At 72.9% G+C, this 18,777-nt stretch carries 16 protein-coding genes; 11 read left to right on the top strand and 5 right to left on the bottom strand.

The features are described from left to right. Positions 1-64: 64 nt before the first annotated feature. Positions 65-640, top strand: a complete 576-nt coding sequence (locus ACWGH4_RS13205; RefSeq protein ID WP_441263432.1) for a helix-turn-helix transcriptional regulator — start codon at positions 65-67, stop codon at positions 638-640. Positions 641-652: 12 nt separating this feature from the next. After that, complete coding sequence (locus ACWGH4_RS13210) at positions 653-835, top strand: hypothetical protein (RefSeq protein WP_441263433.1); 183 nt, start codon at positions 653-655, stop codon at positions 833-835. A gap of 63 nt (positions 836-898) precedes the next feature. Here the strand turns inward: ACWGH4_RS13210 and ACWGH4_RS13215 are convergent, their stop codons facing one another. After that, positions 899-1,459 (bottom strand): potassium channel family protein, encoded by a 561-nt coding sequence (locus ACWGH4_RS13215; RefSeq protein ID WP_453459486.1) that lies wholly within the window; start codon positions 1,457-1,459, stop codon positions 899-901. 169 nt (positions 1,460-1,628) lie between these two features. Next, on the bottom strand, positions 1,629-2,396 hold the full coding sequence (locus ACWGH4_RS13220) for a DUF72 domain-containing protein (RefSeq protein WP_453459489.1): 768 nt from the start codon (positions 2,394-2,396) through the stop codon (positions 1,629-1,631). Between the two features lie 325 nt (positions 2,397-2,721). Here ACWGH4_RS13220 and ACWGH4_RS13225 point away from each other — a divergent pair, with 325 nt between their 5' ends. Beyond that, positions 2,722-4,443, top strand: a complete 1,722-nt coding sequence (locus ACWGH4_RS13225) for a ricin-type beta-trefoil lectin domain protein (RefSeq protein WP_453459492.1) — start codon at positions 2,722-2,724, stop codon at positions 4,441-4,443. A gap of 102 nt (positions 4,444-4,545) precedes the next feature. Here the strand turns inward: ACWGH4_RS13225 and ACWGH4_RS13230 are convergent, their stop codons facing one another. Next, positions 4,546-5,874, bottom strand: a complete 1,329-nt coding sequence (locus ACWGH4_RS13230) for an extracellular catalytic domain type 1 short-chain-length polyhydroxyalkanoate depolymerase (RefSeq protein ID WP_453459495.1) — start codon at positions 5,872-5,874, stop codon at positions 4,546-4,548. A gap of 27 nt (positions 5,875-5,901) precedes the next feature. On the opposite strand from ACWGH4_RS13230, the gene ACWGH4_RS13235 reads away from it, so the two are divergent. Then, on the top strand, positions 5,902-7,152 hold the full coding sequence (locus ACWGH4_RS13235; RefSeq protein WP_453459498.1) for a PucR family transcriptional regulator: 1,251 nt from the start codon (positions 5,902-5,904) through the stop codon (positions 7,150-7,152). Between the two features lie 15 nt (positions 7,153-7,167). Here the strand turns inward: ACWGH4_RS13235 and ACWGH4_RS13240 are convergent, their stop codons facing one another. Further along, positions 7,168-8,127 (bottom strand): alpha/beta hydrolase, encoded by a 960-nt coding sequence (locus ACWGH4_RS13240; protein WP_453459501.1) that lies wholly within the window; start codon positions 8,125-8,127, stop codon positions 7,168-7,170. 548 nt (positions 8,128-8,675) lie between these two features. Here ACWGH4_RS13240 and ACWGH4_RS13245 point away from each other — a divergent pair. From ACWGH4_RS13245 to ACWGH4_RS13270, 6 genes are all read left to right on the top strand, one after another. After that, entirely contained in the window at positions 8,676-9,350 is a 675-nt protein-coding gene (locus ACWGH4_RS13245) for a polysaccharide deacetylase family protein (RefSeq protein WP_453459504.1), read from the top strand. Between the two features lie 31 nt (positions 9,351-9,381). Beyond that, positions 9,382-10,758, top strand: coding sequence for an SGNH/GDSL hydrolase family protein (locus ACWGH4_RS13250; RefSeq protein ID WP_453459507.1), 1,377 nt, complete (start codon positions 9,382-9,384; stop codon positions 10,756-10,758). Positions 10,759-10,892: 134 nt separating this feature from the next. Continuing rightward, positions 10,893-11,315: an SseB family protein gene (locus ACWGH4_RS13255; RefSeq protein ID WP_453459509.1), complete on the top strand. Its 423-nt coding sequence runs from the start codon at positions 10,893-10,895 to the stop codon at positions 11,313-11,315. After that, positions 11,312-11,962: a hypothetical protein gene (locus tag ACWGH4_RS13260; protein WP_441263710.1), complete on the top strand. Its 651-nt coding sequence runs from the start codon at positions 11,312-11,314 to the stop codon at positions 11,960-11,962. The genes ACWGH4_RS13255 and ACWGH4_RS13260 overlap by 4 nt, the downstream gene beginning before the upstream one ends. A 3-nt stretch (positions 11,963-11,965) precedes the next feature. After that, positions 11,966-16,672, top strand: a complete 4,707-nt coding sequence (locus tag ACWGH4_RS13265) for a putative T7SS-secreted protein (RefSeq protein ID WP_453459513.1) — start codon at positions 11,966-11,968, stop codon at positions 16,670-16,672. Positions 16,673-16,699: 27 nt separating this feature from the next. Beyond that, complete coding sequence (locus ACWGH4_RS13270) at positions 16,700-17,308, top strand: pentapeptide repeat-containing protein (RefSeq protein WP_453459515.1); 609 nt, start codon at positions 16,700-16,702, stop codon at positions 17,306-17,308. Positions 17,309-17,371: 63 nt separating this feature from the next. Here the strand turns inward: ACWGH4_RS13270 and ACWGH4_RS13275 are convergent, their stop codons facing one another. Then, a complete protein-coding gene (locus ACWGH4_RS13275) occupies positions 17,372-18,340 on the bottom strand; it encodes a LuxR C-terminal-related transcriptional regulator (RefSeq protein ID WP_453459518.1) in 969 nt (322 codons plus the stop codon). A 200-nt stretch (positions 18,341-18,540) separates the two neighbouring features. Between ACWGH4_RS13275 and ACWGH4_RS13280 the strand changes: the two genes are divergently transcribed. Continuing rightward, positions 18,541-18,693 (top strand): hypothetical protein, encoded by a 153-nt coding sequence (locus tag ACWGH4_RS13280; protein WP_453459521.1) that lies wholly within the window; start codon positions 18,541-18,543, stop codon positions 18,691-18,693. Positions 18,694-18,777: the final 84 nt, after the last annotated feature.

Genomic DNA, 18,777 nt, shown 5'->3' on the forward strand with positions numbered 1-18,777 from the left:
GCCCGGCCCCGCGCGGGGCCGGGCGTGTGACGGGCCGCGGTGGGGCGAGTCCTACGATGCGGCCATGTCCCTGCCGCACGCCATCCTCACCGCCCTGCTGGAGAAGCCCTCGTCCGGCCTGGAGCTGACCCGCCGGTTCGACCGGTCGATCGGCTACTTCTGGTCGGCGACCCACCAGCAGATCTACCGGGAGCTGGGCAAGCTCGAGCAGGCCGGACACATCCGGGAGCTGCCGACCGAGCAGCCGGCCCGCGGGCAGAAGAAGGAGTACGAGGTCCTGCCCGCCGGCCTGGAGGAACTGACGGCCTGGGTGACCCGCCCGGAGGACCCCCGGCAGATCCGTGACCCACTGCTGCTGCGGCTGCGCGCGGCCGCGGTGGTGGGCGGCGCGGACATGGAGGCGGAGCTCGTACGCCACCTGGAGCTCCACCGGGCCCAGCTGGACGACTACCTGGCGTTCGAGCAGCGCGACTTCCCGCCCGAGCGCCGGGTGACCAGGCAGGACCGGCTGCGCCATGTGGTGCTGCGGGGCGGCATCGAACTCGAGACGTTCTGGACGAAGTGGCTGACGGACACCCTCGCCGAGCTCAGGGGTCCCGAGGACGGACCCTCCCGGCATGCGGCACCTGACGGTCCGTGAGATCGTCGCCGCGTGACGGACACCTTGATGGCCGCGTTCTGCGTGGCTGCTCTCGCCCTGTTGCTCAGATCCGCCGTCGGCCTCGCCCGCGCCGACGGCGCCGACCCGTCCGCGGAGGCGCGCCACGTGACGACGGCGCTGTACGGCTGCGGGATCGCCGTACTGACGCTGGGCCTGTTCATCACGCTGACCTGACGTCCCGCCGCCTGCGCGGGGTCCCGCCGTACTCGTGGGCCGGTTTTCGTGGCACGCGCCAGGTCAGTCCGGGTCGGTGCCCGAGCGGGTGGTCCCGCCGGCCTCCTGCGCGCGGTCGGTGAGCCGGGCGTGGAGCCAGCGGGAGAGGGCGGTGGCCGCGGCGGTGAGGAAGACGAAGGTGTAGAGGATCTGGAGGACCGTCACCAGGCGGGCGCTCTGACCGCGCGGGTGGATGTCGCCGTAGCCGACCGTCGCGAGGGTGACGACGGTGAAGTACAGGGCGTCCATGCGGGTGTTCAGGCCGGCGAACTCGCCCGGTTCCTTGGCGAGGGTGTGGTACGCGCCGGAGAAGACGAGCACGGACAGGCACATCAGCAGCGGGATGGCGACGCCCGGGCGGGTGCCGAGCCGCTCGGTGAGCACGTCCCTGACCTGGAAGAGAAGCAGCAGGGCGATCGATACCAGTGCCATGGTGAAGAGGGTCCAGCTGACGGCGGGGCGCTCGGGGCCGAGCTCCTCCAGGGGGAGGAGGAAGTACGCCACGGTCATGAGGACGCCGCCGAAGAGGGCGGCCAGCCTGAGCCGTCCCCGCCCCGGGCGGCGTGCCGTGCGGTCGTCCGCCATTCGTGTGCCTCCCCGCTCGCCCGCCTGCCGTCGTCGCCCACGATGCTCGCTCGCTTGCCGTCGTCGCCCACGATCGGCCGGTCCTTCGGCCCGCCGCCATCCGGGCGCGGCCGAACGGCGCAGGCGGCCCGTGGTCCGGGGGCGGCTCGCCCCGTTCGTGCGGCCGGGGTCAGGGATCTCCCGGCGTGCGGCTCACGGTCCGGCCCAGCGCGCCGGCGGCCCGCGCGAACTGTGCCGCGTCCAGGACCGCGGCCCCGCCGGGATCGTTGTTGAAGTACACGTACACGTCGTCCTCGTCGGACCAGGCGTCGGTGATGCGGACGGCCCAGGACTTCAGCGCTGCGCGGCCGTAGCGCGGCGGCGGCTGGGCGAGGCCGGCGTGGAGGCGTACGTAGCCCCATGACGCCGTCCGCCACAGCGGTGTCACGGGGCGGGATCCGCGGTCCGCCCAGCACAGGGCGGCGCCGTGCCGTTCCAGCACCGTACGCAGCCGGGGCTCCGCCGCCCACCACGAGGCGTGCCGGAGTTCTACGGCCACGCGGACGGTGCGGGGGAAGCACTTCAGACAGGCGTTCAGCGCGTCGGTGTCCGCCTGGAAATTCGGCGGCAGTTGCAGCAGCACCGGACCCATCCGGTCGCCGAGGCCCGCTGTCCGGTCCAGCAGCCGGTGCACCGGCTCCGCGGGCTCCCGGAGCCGCTTCAGGTGGGTCAGGAAGCGACTCGCCTTGACCGCCATGACGAACCCGTCCGGTGTCCGCTCGCGCCACGACGTGAAGATCTCGGTGGTGGGGAGCCGGTAGAAGGCGTTGTTGTTCTCCACGGTGGCGAATCGCGCGGCGTACTCCTCGAGCCACAGCCGCTGCGGGAGGCCGGGCGGATAAAGAATGCCGCGCCAGTCCTTGTACTGCCATCCGGAGGTTCCGACCAACATGGGCATGGGCTGATGCCTGCCCGTGCCGCGGGCCGGTCTATCGCCGCCACGGGTGTGCCGCGGGGGCGCGGACGGGGGTCGCGTTCGTGGCGAGGGCAGGTCCGTCGGACTGTCGGCCGCTCTTTCCGCTCGTGTGACAGGGGCCGGAGAGGTCCCGGGAGAAAGGCACGAAGAAAGGCCCGTTCAGGCTCTGTTGTTACCTGCGGGAACACTTTCCAGGCGGGTGGCCCTGCTCCACTATGGGGTCCTGTTTCCGGCCAGTAACACGGGAGCCCCTCCGGTCACGGACGGGCGGATGTGCCGCGTCGTAACTGAACGAGGAGTCAAGAGGGTGTCGAAGCCGAAGCTCCAGAAGGCCGTTCCGGAGACGGCGGCCGACAATGCCGGCTGCACCGCTCTGCCCGACGGGGAACTCACCGAACGCATCCGCGCCGGTGCCCCGTCCGCCTATCCCGCCGTCCAGGAGCTCAGGCGCCGCCACATGCCGGCCCTCCGCGGCTACGCCATGCTCTGCGGTCGCAACACCCTCGCCGGCAACCAGCTGGCGGTGCAGGCATTCGACCTCGCCACCCAGGAGGCATGCCGGGGCATCGGCCCAGAAGGATGCTGGGGCAGGCATCTGCTGACGGTGCTTCAGCGGATCGGGCTCACCTGGGCGGCGGGCAGCCGTCGCGCCCGGCTCGAGCCCGGCTTCGCCGCGTGGCTCGACGACAACACCGACGTCGCGCCGCCGTATCCGCCGGACTCCCCACGACCCCGGCTCCGGGCGACGTCCCCCATGCTGACCGGCTTCCAGCGGCTGCCCGAGCAGACCAGGGGCATCCTCTGGTACGCGGTGGTCGACGACGAGCCGGACGCCACGGTGGCCACGTTCGTCGGAGTGAGCCCGGCCATGGTCCCCGAGCTGCGGGCCAAGGCACTGGACGCGCTGCGGCGCGCCTACATCCAGGCGTATCTGGAGGACAGCGGCAGCAGGAAGTGCCAGGGCTTCCGCCGCATCATCGAGGCGGCGTCGCAGCCGGGGGACGGGCGGCGCAGCAACGACCTGGCCCTTCATCTCGCCGAGTGCCCCGGCTGCGCCCGGCTGACCGGGGAGCTGAGCCGGCTGGCCGCCGGCCCGCGGGCCGTGCTCGCCGAGGGCCTGCTCCGGTGGGGCGGCGCGGCCTACGCGGCCGGTGGCCCCGTACGGGCCCGGCACGCCGCCGGGCCCGCCACGATCGAACGGTGGGAGACCGGAAGGGCCGGGCTGCCCGTTCCGCACGCCGCCGCGGGCCGTCGCAGGCGGGGCGGCGGGACGGCCGGCCATGGTGTGCGGCGGCCGTCCCGGCTCGCCGTGCTCGTCGCGGTCGCGGTGGCTGCCGTCGTCATCGGAACCCTGCTGGCGACCGGGTCCGGGGACCCGGCTCCCGGAGGGGACCACGACCGTGCCGGCGCGGAGGAACCCTCGCGCTGGGAGGCACGGCCGCCCGCCGTCCTCCCCACTGCCGCCCCCTCGGCGACCGCCGCGCCGTCACCGTCCCCGTCGAAGAAGCCCTCGGCGTCACCGAGCCGCACCACCCCGGCACCCACGACGGCGGCACCGGCGCCCCAGCCCCCGCCGCCCGCCCCCTCGAAGAGCACGCCGCCCCGGCCGGTGCCCATCGCCGCCGGCAGCGGATACACCCAGGTCGTCAACGCTGCCTCCGGGCTCTGCCTGGACATCGACGGCGGTGTCATGCAGGACCGCACCGACGTCCTCACCGCCCCGTGCGACGGCACACCGAGCCAGCAGTGGAAGCTGGAGTCCATCGGCCTTCTGCGCAGCAGCGCCGACCCGGACTACTGCCTGGACTCGCGTGGTGCCACGGACCGTGGTGTGGGCATCTGGTCCTGCTCCTCCGTCAACGGCAGGAACGGTCTCAACCTGCTGTTCATCGTCGACTCCGCCGGAGTCGTCCGCCCCCGGATCGCGCCGGACTTCGCGCTCGAACCGCTCGGGGACTCCGGCGGCGGCACCCTCGACTTCGATCCGGCCGACGGGGACAGCGACCAGCGCTGGACCGCCGGCCGCTGACCCGCACGGGACCACCGGTCGACGCGTCCGGTGGCGTCCCGGCCCCCGCGTCCCTGGCCCCCGCGGCCCGGGCTCCGCGGGGCGGAGCCGGGACCGGGAGCGTCAACCGGTGGAGCAGGCGGCTCCGTTCAGCGTGAAGGAAACCGGCTTCGCGGTGTTCCCGGTGTGGCTCGCCTGGAGGCCGATCTGCGTACTCGCGCCGGCGGCGAGCGTCCCGTTGTACGCCACGTTCCTGGCGGTCACGGCGCCGCTGCTCGGGCTGTAACTCGCGCCCCAGCCGGAGGTGATGGTCTGGCCCGCGGGCAGGGTGAAGGACAGCGCCCAGCCGCTGACCGGTGCGGTGCCCGTGTTGGTGAGGGTCACGATCGCCGTCAGCCCCGTGTTCCACGCACTGGTGGTCCAGTCGACCCGGCACGTTCCCGGGGCGGGGTCGGGGCCGGGACCGGGGTCCGGCGGCGGAGTGGTGCCGTCCAGGCCGAAGAACGTGACGGCGCCGGCCGCCATGCCGCCGGTCGGCAGGGTGTGGCCCGCGCCCTGGACGCTGATGGCCTCCACGGGCGCCTGGCTGCCGGTGGCGCCGTAGCGGGTGCGGGTCCGGTCCGACTGCGGACGGTCGGTGTACGCGGGTGTCCGGCTCACACCGTGGACGTCGGTCCACTGGTCGATCTGCTCGGCGAAGTTCGGATAGCGCAGGGTGCTGTCCTCGGTGCCGTGCCAGATCTGCATCCTCGGCCGCGGACCGGTGTGACCGGGGTACGCCACACGGACCAGGGCGCCCCACTCCTGCGGCGTCCGGTCGACGGCTCCGTTCGCGCAGGCGCTGTTCCAGCCGGAGCCGTCGGTGGTGGCGAAGCACGAGTGCGGTACGCCCATGAAGGCCGCGCCCGCCCGGAACACGTCGGGGTAGTTGCCCAGCAGGACGTTGGTCATCATGGCGCCGGACGAAGCGCCGGTCACGAAGATCCGGCCGGGATCGGCGCCGTACCGCTGCTGGATGTGGGCGACCATGGACCTGATGCCCACCGGGTCGCTGCCGCCGTCGCGCCGCAGCGCCTGCGGCGAGGAGACGTCGAAGCAGTTGCCGCTCCTGGTCGCCGACGGGTAGACGACGATGAAGCCGTACCGGTCGGCCAGCGACGCGAACTCCGTGCCCGAGTGGAAGGCCGGCCCGGACCCGGTGCAGTAGTGCACGGCCACCAGCACGGCCGGCCGCTCCCGGACGCTGTCGGGCACATACAGATGCATCCTCAGATTGCTCGGGTTGTTGCCGAAGGCCGTCACCTCCGTCAGCGAGGCGGCGGACGCCGGGGGCGCGGCGACGGCTACGAGGAGCGCCGACAACAGCGGTAAGACAGCGGCCAGAAGCACTGTGAGCAGTGCTCTCGACGGCCGCCCGGCCGTGGTCGGCACGTGCAGGGATCTGTCGGTCATGTACCTGTCCTTCCTAGACTGCCTGCCGTGAAGGGACTGCTGCTGCGGCTGTCCGCGCTCGACGCGGACGCCGCCACCGCCGTACGCGTGATCGCGCACTTCGAGGCGCTGCTCGGCGGTGGACTCGACCCGGCGTCCCTGGCCCGGTCCACCGCCGGGCTCGCCGGATGCCCGGCCGGACTCGAACTGCCCGACGGCCGCTCGGCACGGTCCGGACCTGACGGCGTCGCCCTCCGGGGCGTGCCCGAGCACGTCTCCGGACGGGTGGGGCTGGAGCCGGCCGGCGGGGTCTGGCTGGAACGGCCCGGTGCGCCGGGCCCGTTCGACGAACTGGTCCTCGAATGGATGGCCATCACCGCCCGGGTGCTGGCGGGCCGGCCCTGGCAGTCCCGGGTGCCCCAGGCGGCCGATCCGGCGCTGGTCGAGCTGGTGCTCTCCGGCCGGGAGGACGCACCGGACCGAGTCCGGGCGCTGCGTCTGCTGGGCCTCGCGCCCGAGGCGCCGCTGCGGGTGATCGCCGTGGCCGGGCGGGCGGGGACGGACGTGGGGATGGAGGCCGTGGCGCTGCTCGGGCGCGGCGGCCTGCGGGGCACGGTCAGGGTGGCGCGGGCGGGGCCGCTGGGGGCGGTGCTGGTGCAGCGCCCGGAAGGCGCCGGCCGTGCGGGCGACGCCGCGGGCGGCTCCCAGGGCGGCGGCGCCGTCGGCGTCAATCCCCCGGACGGGCCCGCCTCGACGGCCTGCGAGCTGCGGTCGGCCCTGCACGAACGCGTCCGTGAGCGCGGCACGGCCCATGGAACCGCGCAGGGGATCCGGGTCGGTGTCGGCGGCGGCGCCGATCCGCTGGACGCGCGTACCTCCTGGGCACAAGCGCGTTCCGCGCTGCGCTTCGCCGTGCCGGGCAGCCCGCGCGAGGCGGTGGTGGACCACGACGAACTCGGCCCCGTCGCACTGCTGGCGGACATCCCGGTGGAGCGGCTGCGCGCCCAGGAGGACGTACGGCGGCTGGAGAGGCTGGCGCGAGGGGAACGCGGCGAACGTGGTGAGCGGTCCGGACACGGCGGTGAACTCCTCGCGGCCCTGGCCGCGTTCTGCCGCACGGGCTCGCTGCGGCAGGCGGCCGGCGAACTCCACCTGCACCACAGCTCGGTGGCCGCGCGCCTCGCCCACGTCGAGAAGGAACTCGGGTGGCGGCTGCGCGACCCGCAGGACCGGTTCCACGCACAACTGGCGCTGTACGCCCTGCGGCTGGCGGACGGCGGCGAGGGCTTCGACGGCTGATGAGCGGTCACCGGCTCACCGGCCCAGGGCCCGCCGCAGCACGGCGACCGCCTCGGCGGTCGCGCCCTGAATGACACCTGCGTGCTCCACGGCCCACGCGCCGTGGAACGTACTCGGAATCAGGCGCAGCTCCGTGGGCACCCCCGCGGCCGCCAGGGCACGCGCGTAGGCGACGCCCTCGTCGCGCAGGGGGTCGAACTCCATCACGGAGACGTACGCGGGCGGCAGCCCGGAGAGAGCCGAGGGAGTGGCTCGGGCGGGGGCCGCGTACGGGGAGACCCCGGTGCTCCCGCGCAGGCCGGGCCCGAGGTAGGCCTCCCAGCTGAGGGCGGCGCTGCGCCGGTTCCACACGGGCGTGTCGGTGAACGTCAGGGCGCTGGCGGTCTCCAGCCGGTCGTCCAGCGCGGGGCTGCACAGGTGCTGGAAGCAGGGTGCGGGCCCGCCGCGGTCGCGGACGAGCAGCGTCAGCGCGGCGGCCAGACCCGCTCCGGCGCTGTCGCCCCAGAGGGCGATCCGGTCGGGACGGACGCCGAGCCGGCCGGCGTTCCCGGCCAGCCAGCGCAGGCCGGCGTAGCAGTCGTCCAGCGGCGCGGGGAACGGGTGCTCGGGGGCGAGGCGGTAGTCGACGGAGACCACCAGGGCCTCGAGCTCACGGCACAGCAGCAGGTTCCAGTCGTGGTCGACGTCCGGGGATCCGAGGACGAAGCCACCGCCGTGGATGCTGTAGACGGCGGGCAGCGGCCCGGCTTCCGGCTCCTGCGGCCGGTAGGTCCGCAGCCTCACCGCGGGCGCGCCGTCCGCTGCGGGGGCGAGCACCTCGCCGACCTCCACCCCTTTCGTGTCCGTCGCCGCGACCGCCACCGCCAACTGCTCGGCCTGGGCGGCACGGGCGCGGCCGATGTCGGTGATGTCGACCTCGGGCATCATCGGCAGCGCCGCGGCCAGCTCGGGATCGAAACGGTGGCGCGAGAGCATGTCCCTCCTCCGGTCGTCCTCGGCAACGCCTCGGCGCATGCGCGGTCGACGGCTCCGCGACTCCGCTGCTCCGCGACTCTGCGACTCGACGGCTTGGCGACTCCGTGGGTTCGTGCTGAGACCGTGTCACGCACGTTCGCCCAGGTCATCAGACGTGTGTCGGGACAACGGACGCTCCGGACCGACAGCCGTCCGTTTCTCGGGCGTCCTGCGGGTCGCCGGCGGCCTTCGGCGGCCCCACATACCCCTTCCCGCCTGCGCGTATGTGCTCAGCGCAGGTCAACTGGCCGCTCTTGACGCCCTCTCGGCGGGCTCCCTACGTTCTCCCCGCCGGACTGCCGGGCCGCCGTGCCTTCCAGGCCCCCCGACGCGCGGACCCCGGACCCGCCCGGCGTACGGACACGAGGCGCCGCCCGGCGTACGGACTCCGGGCAGCGCCACGCGCATGGACATCCGGCACCAAGAGAGGGACCATCTTGACCGTTCCAGCGAACCCCGCCCCAAGCTCCGTCCCACCACGGACGCGCCTCCCGCACCGTCCCCGGCTGGTGCCCCTGCTGCTCGCGGGCGGAGTGTGCCTGGGCGCCCTGACCGCGACGGCGCCCGCCCACGCGACGCGGGCCGACGCCGGGATCGTGGACTCCACCCGGCACGGCGGAAGGAGCGTGGCGCTCACCTTCGACGACGGCCCCGATCCGGACGACACGCCCCGCCTTCTCCAGGTGCTGCGCCGGCACCACGTCAAGGCGGTGTTCTGCCTCTGGGGCGACCACGTCCGGGAGCATCCGGACCTCGTGCGCGCGATCGTCGCCGACGGCCACACCCTGTGCAACCACTCCATGCACCACGACGACCTGGCCGGCCGGTCGCCGGAGGAGATCCGCGCGGACCTCGAGCGCACCAACGCCGAGATCCGCCGTGCGGTCCCCGGCGTACGCATCCCCTACTTCCGCGCACCCTACGGAAGTTGGGGCAAGAGCCCGGAGGTGGCGGCCGCGCTCGGCATGCAGCCGCTGGGATGGCGGCTGGCGGTCGGCGACTGGGAACCGCCGGGCACCGACGAGTTGGTCCGCCGGATACAGGAGGGCGTCACGCCGGGGGCGGTCGTGCTGCTGCACGACGGAGGCGGTGACCGCAGCCAGAGCGTGGCAGCCGTCGACCGGATCATCCCCGCGCTCAGGGCCGACGGCTGGCGTTTCGACAAGCCCGCCCGCCGCGGCTGACCCGCTCCGACGACGCTCCTGGAGGCACCGAATGACAGCGCAACCGACGTGGTCCCCCGCCCGGGGCCGCGCACGAAGAGCCGGCCGTCACCTGGCGGGCCTGCTCGCCGGCGCCCCGCTCCTGGCCATGGCCCCTGCCACCTCCGCCGTGGCGGGCGCATCAGCCACCTCCGCCCCGTCCGGCGCGCCTGCGGCACCGGACGGGCATGCCCCAGACGGGGCCTGGACGGGCACCTGGTCGACGACACCCACAGCGGTGCCGGCCTCGGACACCACCGTGTTCGAGAACCGGACGATCCGGCAGACCGTCCGCACGAGCATCGGCGGCGACCGGGTCCGCATCCGGTTGTCCAACGAGTTCGGCGACGGGCCGCTGGTGATCGGCGAGGCACGGGTCGCCCTCCGGGCCGGCGACGGACCGGCCTCCCGGATCGACCCGCGCACCGACCGTCCGGTCACCTTCGGCGGCCGGACGTCCGTGACGATCCCCGCCGGCGCGCCGGCGGTCAGCGACCCCGTCCCGCTGCGTGTGCCCGCGGGATCCGATCTCGTGGTGAGCATCCACCTGCCGGAGCGGACCCCGGGTTCGACCGTCCACGCGTTCGCCTTCCAGCACAACTACGTGGCCTCCGGCAACGTCACCGGGCGGACCGACATCGACGCCACCGCCACTGTCGACCGCTGGTACTTCCTGACCGGTGCGAGTGTGAGCGGCGGCCGGCCGGGTCGCTCCTCGGCCGTCGTCGCGTTCGGCGACTCCATCACCGACGGCTCCGACACCGACGTGAACGCCAACCACCGCTGGCCCGACTTCCTGGCCCGGCGCTTGGCGGCGGCCCCCGGCCCGTACACCGTCGGCGTGCTCAACCAGGGCATCAGCGGCAACCGTCTCCTGCACGACCCGAACCCGCCCGCAGGGTCCGACGCGGAGAACTTCGCGGCGTACTTCGGGCAGAGCGCGCTGCGGCGCTTCGACCGCGACGTCGCCGCGCAGCCCGGGGCCAGGCACGTCATCGTGCTCCTCGGCGTGAACGACCTCGGCCACCCCGGCACGGTCGCGCCCGCGTCGGAGAAGGTCTCCGCCGCGGACATCATCGACGGGCACCGCCAGATCATTTCCCGTGCGCACGAACGCGGCCTGAAGGTCCACGGAGGCACGATCCTTCCGTTCAAGAACGACACCTTCGGCTTCTACAGCCCCGAGAACGAGGCCGCCCGCCGGGCCGTCAACCACTGGATCCGCACCAGCGGTGAGTACGACGGGGTCGTCGACTTCGACCGGGCGCTGCGCGACCCGGCCGATCCGCAGCGCCTCCTCCCCCGTTACGACAGCGGCGACCATCTGCACCCGGGCGACGCCGGGGCCGAGGCGATGGCCGCGGCGGTACCGCTCCACCTCCTGCGCTGACCAGGGGACGGGCTCGGGCGCCCTCGCCCGGGCCCGGTGCCTTCGCGCCCCCGGGGAACCGCCCGGCCTCAGGACTGCGTGGTGTCCTGCGTACCCGGGACGGGAAGACACCTGGCGGCTGGAAGGAGTTTCGGATGGGCGACGGCACGGCACTCGCGGAGCGGATCGCCGAGCGGCGGGACGGCTCCGGCGATCCGATGGCCATGGTGGGCGAGTTGCGGCGCGCCCTGGTTCTCGTCCCTGTCGACGCGGGCGGCCTGTGGACGGCGGGGCTCGGCGGGGTGCGCTGGATCTGCGCCTTCACCAGTGAGGAGTCGCTCGCCCGGTTCGCGCGCGCCCGTGACGCGGGGGACGGCCAGGAGACGGGCCGGTCCTGGGAGTTCGCCGAGATGCGCGGGGCACGGCTGCTCGACGAGATCGTTCCGGCCATGGGCGTGCCGGCCGGGGTGGCCGTCGACGTCGCCGACCCGGACGGGGCGATGCTCTTCCCGCCGGCGGTGGGCATCGTGCCCGACGCCGTCGCGGTCGACGCGCCGGCCGCGGAAGGGGCCGCCTGATGGGCGGCGGGGCGGAGGACCTGCGGGTCGGTCCGGAGAGCGTCCGGCAGATCACCGAGGGCCTGCGGTCGGCGATCGCCGAGCTGCGGGAGGTCGGCACCGGGACCGGGGCCGTCCTCGGAAAGGGTTTCTCGGACCTGGCGATGACCGGCATGGAGGCCGGGCACCACGGTCTGTCGGTGGACTTCGAGGACTACTGCGAGCGCTGGGAATGGGGCGTGCGGGCGTTGATCCAGGACGCCAACACCATCGCCGCGACGCTCGGACTCGCCGCCGGGATGGTCTGGGAGGAGGACCAGTACCTCCAGGGCACCTTCAAGATCGCGGTGAACGCCGCCGTCGGCAATCCGCACGCCTCAGAGGAGGACATCGTCAAGCAGAACTGGGGCGATGTGCTCACACCCGACTACCTGAACCCCGACTGGAGCCAGGAATCCTTCCAGCGTGCGGGCGAGGACGCCGCGCAGACCTGGAAGGACACCGGGCGGGCGGTGTTGACGGAGGGCAACGGCGGGCGCCAGTCGCAGATCCTGAACGAGATGCTGGGAGTGGACCAGGAGGCGTTCGACCGGGCGGTGGACGACACGTTCGGTCCGTCGCCCGAGGAGCGGGCCGCGCAGCAACAGCCGGGTACCGGGGGGAACTGAGCCGTGGGCATCGGGGATTTCGTCAGCGACATCACTCCGGACGTCGTCGAGGACGCGGTCGAGGACGGTACCGAGTGGCTCGGCGACCGCGTCGAGGACGCCGGTGACTGGACCGCCGACCGGCTCGAGGACGTGGGCTGGGAGTCGGGCGCGGACTGGGTGCGCGAGCAGTCCCGTTCGCTGGCCAACCGGATGGGCGCAGAGGTCGACGAGATGGACCTCGGGCAGACCGAGGACAAGACCAAGCTCATCTACGGCAGCCCCGACAAACTGCGCACGACCGCCTCGCACCTGCGGGATCTCCAGAAGTCGTTCGACCTGGTGGGCGAGGGGCTGAAGGGCCTGGACTCCTCCGCGATCAAGGGTGAGGCGGCGGACGCGTTCCGCGAGACGGTGTCCATCGAGCCGCCGAAGTGGTTCAAGGGAGCGGACGCCTTCGGCAAGGCGGCCGACGCGCTGGCGAGTTTCGCCCTGACGGTCGAGTGGGCGCAGCGGCAGGCGCAGACCGCCATCGACAAGTGGAAGGCCGGCACCAAGGCGTCGTCGGACGCGCTGGACGCGCACAACAAGAAGGTCGACGCGTACAACAGCGCGGCCGACCGCTACAACGCCCAGCCCGAGGACCAGCGGGACCCTTCCTCCCTGCCGCCGAAACCGGGTGCGTTCAGCGATCCGGGCAAGGCGCAGATGGAGGAGGCCCAGGAGATCCTGGCCGAGGCCCGCAAACAGCGGAACGCCGCGGCGGACACCGCGCGCACCGCCGTGCAGGCGGCCAGGGACGCGGCACCCCCCAAGCCGTCGTACTCCGAACAGGCCATGGACGGCCTGGAGGAACTGCAGGTGATGCAGAACCACTTCGGCGCGGGCATCGTCAAGGGGACGGCCGGCCTGGTCACCTTCGTACGCGGTATCAACCCCACCGACCCGTACAACATCACGCACCCGGCCGAGTACCTCACCAACCTGAACAACCTGGCCTCCGGGCTGGTGCTGGTGGCCAACGACCCGTGGGGCGCGGGCAAGCAGATGCTCGACAACTTCATGAAGGATCCGGCGGAGGGCTTCGGCCGGCTCGTCCCCGACCTGCTGCTCACCGCGGCCACCGGTGGCGCCGGGGCCGGCGTCAAGGGGGTACGGGTCGCCGCGGAGGCGGCGGACCTGGCCAGTGACGCCAACCGTGCCCGCAGGCTGATCGACGACGTACCGAACGGGACCCATAACCGGCCCGACGGACAGCGTCTGATCGACGAGACCGACCCCGTCGACCTCGCCTCCGGCCGGATGTTCCTGCCGCAGACCGACGCCGTCGTCCCCGGCACGCTGCCGCTCGCCTTCACCCGCCGCGTCGAGTCCGGTTACACCGTCGGGCGCTTCTTCGGGCCGTCCTGGTCCTCCACCGTCGACGAACGCCTGGAGATCGACGCCAAGGGCGTCGTCCACGTCACCGACGACGGTCTCCTGCTCACCTACCCCCACCCGGTGCCCGGGGTCCCCACGCTTCCCGAGTCCGGTACCGGGTGCCGTCCGCTCACCCGCGAGGAGAGCGGCGACTACACCGTCACCGACCCGGAGAGCGGCCTGACCCGCCACTTCACCGCACCGTCCGGAGCCGAACCGGGTGACGACGGGGACGCCTGGCTCGAGCGGATCAGCGACCGCAACGGCCACAGCGTCACCGTCGACCGCGACGAGACCGGCACGCCGCTGGCGCTCGTCCACTCCGCGGGCAGCCGGCTCTCGGTGGCCACGGCGGACGGCCGGGTGACCGGCCTGTCCCTGGCGCTGCCCGACGGCACGGAGCAGCCGGTCGCCGGCTACGGCTACACGGACGGCAACCTCACCGCCGTCACCAGACCCTCGGGTGCCACGCTCACGTTCGAGTACGACGAGCGCCGGCGGGTGATCGCCTGGATCGACTCCAACGGCAGCCGGTACGACTACGCCTACGACGACCAGGACCGCGTGATCGGCGAGGGCGGTCAGGCCGGCCACGTACAGCTCACCCTGTCCTACGGCCTTCCCGACCCGGCCACCGGACACCGGGTGACCGAGCTGACCACCGCCGACGGCCGCACCACCCGCCACCTGATCGACAGCGCCTGCCGGGTCGTGGCCACCACCGATCCGCTCGGTCACACCACCCGCTACACCCATGACGCGCGCGGGAACCGGCTGACCCGCACCGACGCCCTCGGCCGGACGACGTCCTACACGTACGACGAGGCGGGCAGGCTCCTCGCCGTCGTGCGCCCCGACGGCACCAGGATCAGCACCGTCCGCGACGAACGGGGCCTGCCGGTCGAGTTCACCGAGGCCGACGGGACGAGCTGGCACCAGGAGTTCGACGACCGGGGCAACCGCGTCCGCGTCACGGACCCCTCCGGCCGCACCACCAGCTACGCGTACGACTCCCGAGGGCATCTCGTGTCCTCCACCGACGCGCTCGGCGCCGTCACCACCTTCCGCTGCGACGCGGTCGGCATGCCGCTGGAGGTCACCGACCCGCTCGGCGGCACCACACGGTGCGAACGCGACGCCTTCGGCCGGCTCGTCCGCATCACCGACCCCCTCGGCGCGGTCACCACCCTCGAGTGGACCGCCGACGGCGAACTGGCCCGGCGCACCCGCCCGGACGGCAGCAGCGAGTCATGGACGTACGACGGGGAGGGGAACTGCACCGGCCACACCGACGCGACCGGGCGGACCACCCGCTTCGAGTACACCCACTTCGACCTGCCGGCCGCCCGCACCGGCCCCGACGGCGTGCGCCACGAATTCGAGCACGACGCCTCGCTGCGGCTCGCCAAGGTCACCGACCCGCAAGGACTGACCTGGTCCTACAGCTACGACGCGGCCGGCCGGATGGTCTCGGAGACCGACTTCGACGGGCGGACGGTCAGCTACGCGATCGACGCCGTCGGCCAGGTCGCGGCCCGTACGAACCCGCTCGGCCAGACGGTCTCCTACGAGCGCGACCAGCTCGACCGGGTCGTCAGGAAGGACGCGGCGGGCGCCGTCACCACCTACGCCTACGACCCCGCCGGGCGGATGGTCCGGGCCACCGGCCCGGACAGCGAGCTGATCCAGCAGTACGACCGCCGGGGCGACCTGAAGGCCGAGCTGGTCGACGGCCGCCCCATCACCTACACCTACGATGCCGTGGGCCGCCGGGTCCGCCGCATCACGCCCACCGGCCGTGTCACCACGTACGGCTACGACGCCGCCGGCCGGCCCACGCACCTCACCAGCGGCACGCACCGCGTCTCCTTCACCCACGACGCGGCGGGACGCGAGCTGCGGCGCGTCTTCGGCGACTCCCTCACCCTGGCGTCGATCTGGGACGAGACCGGCCGTCTGGCCGGCCAGCACCTCACCACCGGCGCCCGCACCATCAACCGCCGGGCCTACACCTACCGCGCCGACGGGCACCTCACCGCACTCGACGACACCCTCCGGGGCTCCTTCCGCTTCGACCTCGACCCGGCCGGCCGGGTCACGGCGGTGACGGCCGCCGGCTGGTCGGAGACGTATGCCTACGACGCGGCCGGGAACCAGACCTCCGCCACCTGGCCCGCCGGCCACCCGGGCCAGGAGGCGATCGGTTCACGCGACTACACCGGCACCACCATCACCCGTGCCGGGTCGGTGCGTTACGAACACGACGGCGCCGGCCGCATCACCCTGCGCAGGAAGACGCGGCTGTCCCGCAAGCCCGACACCTGGCACTACTCCTGGGACGCGGAGGACCGCCTCACGGCCGTCACCACGCCCGACGGGACGCGCTGGCGCTACCGCTACGACCCGCTGGGCCGCCGCACCGCGAAGCAGCGCCTGGCCGACGACGGCGAGAGCGTGGTCGAGGAGGTGCTGTTCACCTGGGACGGCACGTCGCTGTGCGAACAGACCACCACCGCCCCCGAGCTGCCGCGCCCCGTCGTCCTGACCTGGGAGCACCACGGAGCCCGGCCGCTCGCCCAGACCGAGCGCGTGCTCGGCGCGGCCGCGCCCCAACAGGCCGTCGACGAACGCTTCTTCGCCATCGTCACGGACATCGTCGGCACGCCCACCGAACTCGTCGACGAATCGGGCGACGTGGCCTGGCACACCCGCGCCACGCTCTGGGGCACCACGACCTGGACCAGGTCCGCCACCGCCTACACCCCGCTGCGCTTCCCCGGCCAGTACTACGACCCGGAGACCGGCCTCCACCAGAACTACTTCCGGCAGTACGACCCGGAGACGGCCCGCTACCTCACACCCGACCCGCTCGGCCTGTCCCCGGCACCCAATCCGGCCGCCTACGTCCACAACCCGTTCACCTGGTCCGATCCGATGGGCCTTTCGCCCTACCGGGGTCTGGGGCTCAGCGACGAGGCGATGAACGCCATCAACAAGCTCGAGAACATCAAGGCCGACCCGATCGGCCGTATCAACTCGGAGCCGAACCACAACCATTACTCGGCGGCCCGACGGGAGGCGGCGGGCGAGGTGGTGGCACGCAGACCGGACGGGACGCCCTACGACCACGTCAAGGACCTGACGCAAGCACAACAAGGGCTGGAGAACGTCCGTCGGATACTGTGGAAGGAGATGGAACGGCTGCCTGACGGTATGACCGAACGGGGCCTGGAAGTCCTCCTCAAGAAGCACGACGAGACCGTCTACCACCTGGACCGTGTGAAGGGGTTCCTCCACCAGATCCAACGGTGACCGAGCCGCCCCCGGGAGCGCCAGGCCATGAGCACACCACCGGACGACACCGGGCACGAGACCGAACTGCGCGACCGGTGGACCCGGCCGGAGAACGCCGATGTCCTCGCCGCTCTCAGGGAAGCGCTGCTGGGCGGCGGCGACTGGCGCGGCCTGCTGCGTGAGTGGTCGCAGCCGTGGGGCACCGACAACGACCTCGGGGGCATCCCGCTCGCGGGTACCGACCTCACGGGCAAGGACCTGAAGGGCGTCTACCTCGCCTACGCGGACCTGCGGGAGTGCTCGCTGAGCGGCTGCGACCTCTCCGACGCGTCACTGACCGGCGCGGACCTGTCCGGCGCGGACCTCACGGGCGCGACGCTGACCGGGGTGAACGCCGGCCTCTGCGACCTCACGGGTGCGGACCTCGGTGGTGTCCGCGCCGACGACGCCGTGCTGTCGCGCGCCCGTCTGGTCCGCACCACCCTGCGCGGCGCGTCGCTGCGCAGGGCCAAGTTCCTGGCGGCCGATCTCACGGACGCGGACCTCACGGACGCGGACCTGTCCTCCGCCGTACTCATCGGAGCGAGGACCGACGGGGCGGTCATGACCGGCGCCCGGACGGACGGTGCGCGCCGCGGATCCCTGCGGCCCTGAGTCCCGCCCGCGGGACGGCCACCGACGGGCCCTGGGCCGGCGTGCCCCGCGTGTCCGCCGTGATCAGTCGTGCGGGGAGTCGTGCCGACCGGTGCCGCAGTGGCAGTCCGGGCCCGGGGACCCGTCCAGCAGACCGCTCTGGGCGGTCAGATACGCGAGCTGCGCCCGGCTCTTGCTGCCCAGCGCGTCCGAGACCTTCTTCAGGTGGGTCGCCACGGTGCGGACGCTCATTCCGAGCCGGGCCGCGATGGCGGCGTCGGTGTAGCCGTCGACCATCATCCGCAGCACCCGCCGGCGCGTCTCGTCGGTGAGGATCTTGGGGCGCTGCTGGTCGGGCTCGTAGACGACCGGTTCCGCACGGTCCCAGGCGTGCTCGAAGACGGAGACGAGGAAGTGCACGATGCCCGGGTCGGTGACTCTCAGGGCGTGGTTGTGATGCTCCTTCTCCTTGTCGGGGATGAAGGCGACCGAGCGGTCCCAGATGAGCAGCCGGTCGAAGACCTCGTCGACGGTGCGCACTTCGGCCCCGGCGCCGGTGGCGGCCTTGATGTAGTCGAGCGTCGGGCCGTGCGTCCGTACCGTGTGCTGGTACAGCGTCCGCTGCCTGACGCCGCGCTTCTTCGCCTCCAGCGTGTACGACAAGGACTTGGCGAGGACTTCTTCCGGACGGCCCCCACCGGGATGCGCGGTGAGCGTCTCGCGCGTGGCGGACTGCGCCTCCGCCTCCACCGCCGCGGCGATCATCGCCGCTCCGGTGAGCCGCTGAACGGCGTGGCTCCCCTCCCGCAGGCCCCGGTAGAGGCTCTCCACCTGGGACATGGACGCGCGGAGTGTGGCCACCGTCCGCTGCTGTTCGTTGACGCGCCGCTCCAAGGGGCGCACCAGCGTCGCTTCGGCGACCGCCGGCGGTACGGGCACCATGGCTTCGGGATCGTCCACCGCGGGCACCAGCAGTCCGAGGTCCGGCAGGCACGCGGGGGCCTTTGCCCGTGCGATCCTGCCCGCCACGAGGGCGGTCCGGTAGACCGCCATCCCCTCAGCGCAGATCTCTACATGTGCGCCGTCTTCGCTTATATCCGTTTTGCTGCACATCTGCCGCCCCCTTCGACTTTCTGCACTGCATGATCATGACCCCTGTCACTCCTTCCGGCAATGTCCTTCTCAGGGCAGTCTCTTCATGTGGACAGCGGCACGCGAACGGCTGACCACTGACCGTCCAGGGGGGACACGAAATGAAGTACGTCACGCGTTCAGGCAAGTATTTCGCAGCGTGCATGATCGCCGCCGCCGCGTTGATCGCCTTTTCCGTCGTTCCGGGTGACGCCGACCGGGCCGCGGTCGCCGGAACCGGAACGTCGGGCCCGCAGGACCCGGGCTGGGTCTGACCCACCAGGCACGCCTGCCCCACCAGGCACGCCTTCACCGGGCACCTTCAGCACACCTTCACCACCCGGACCGCCGTGCGGCGG

This window comes from Streptomyces sp. NPDC054847 (genome assembly GCF_053610925.1).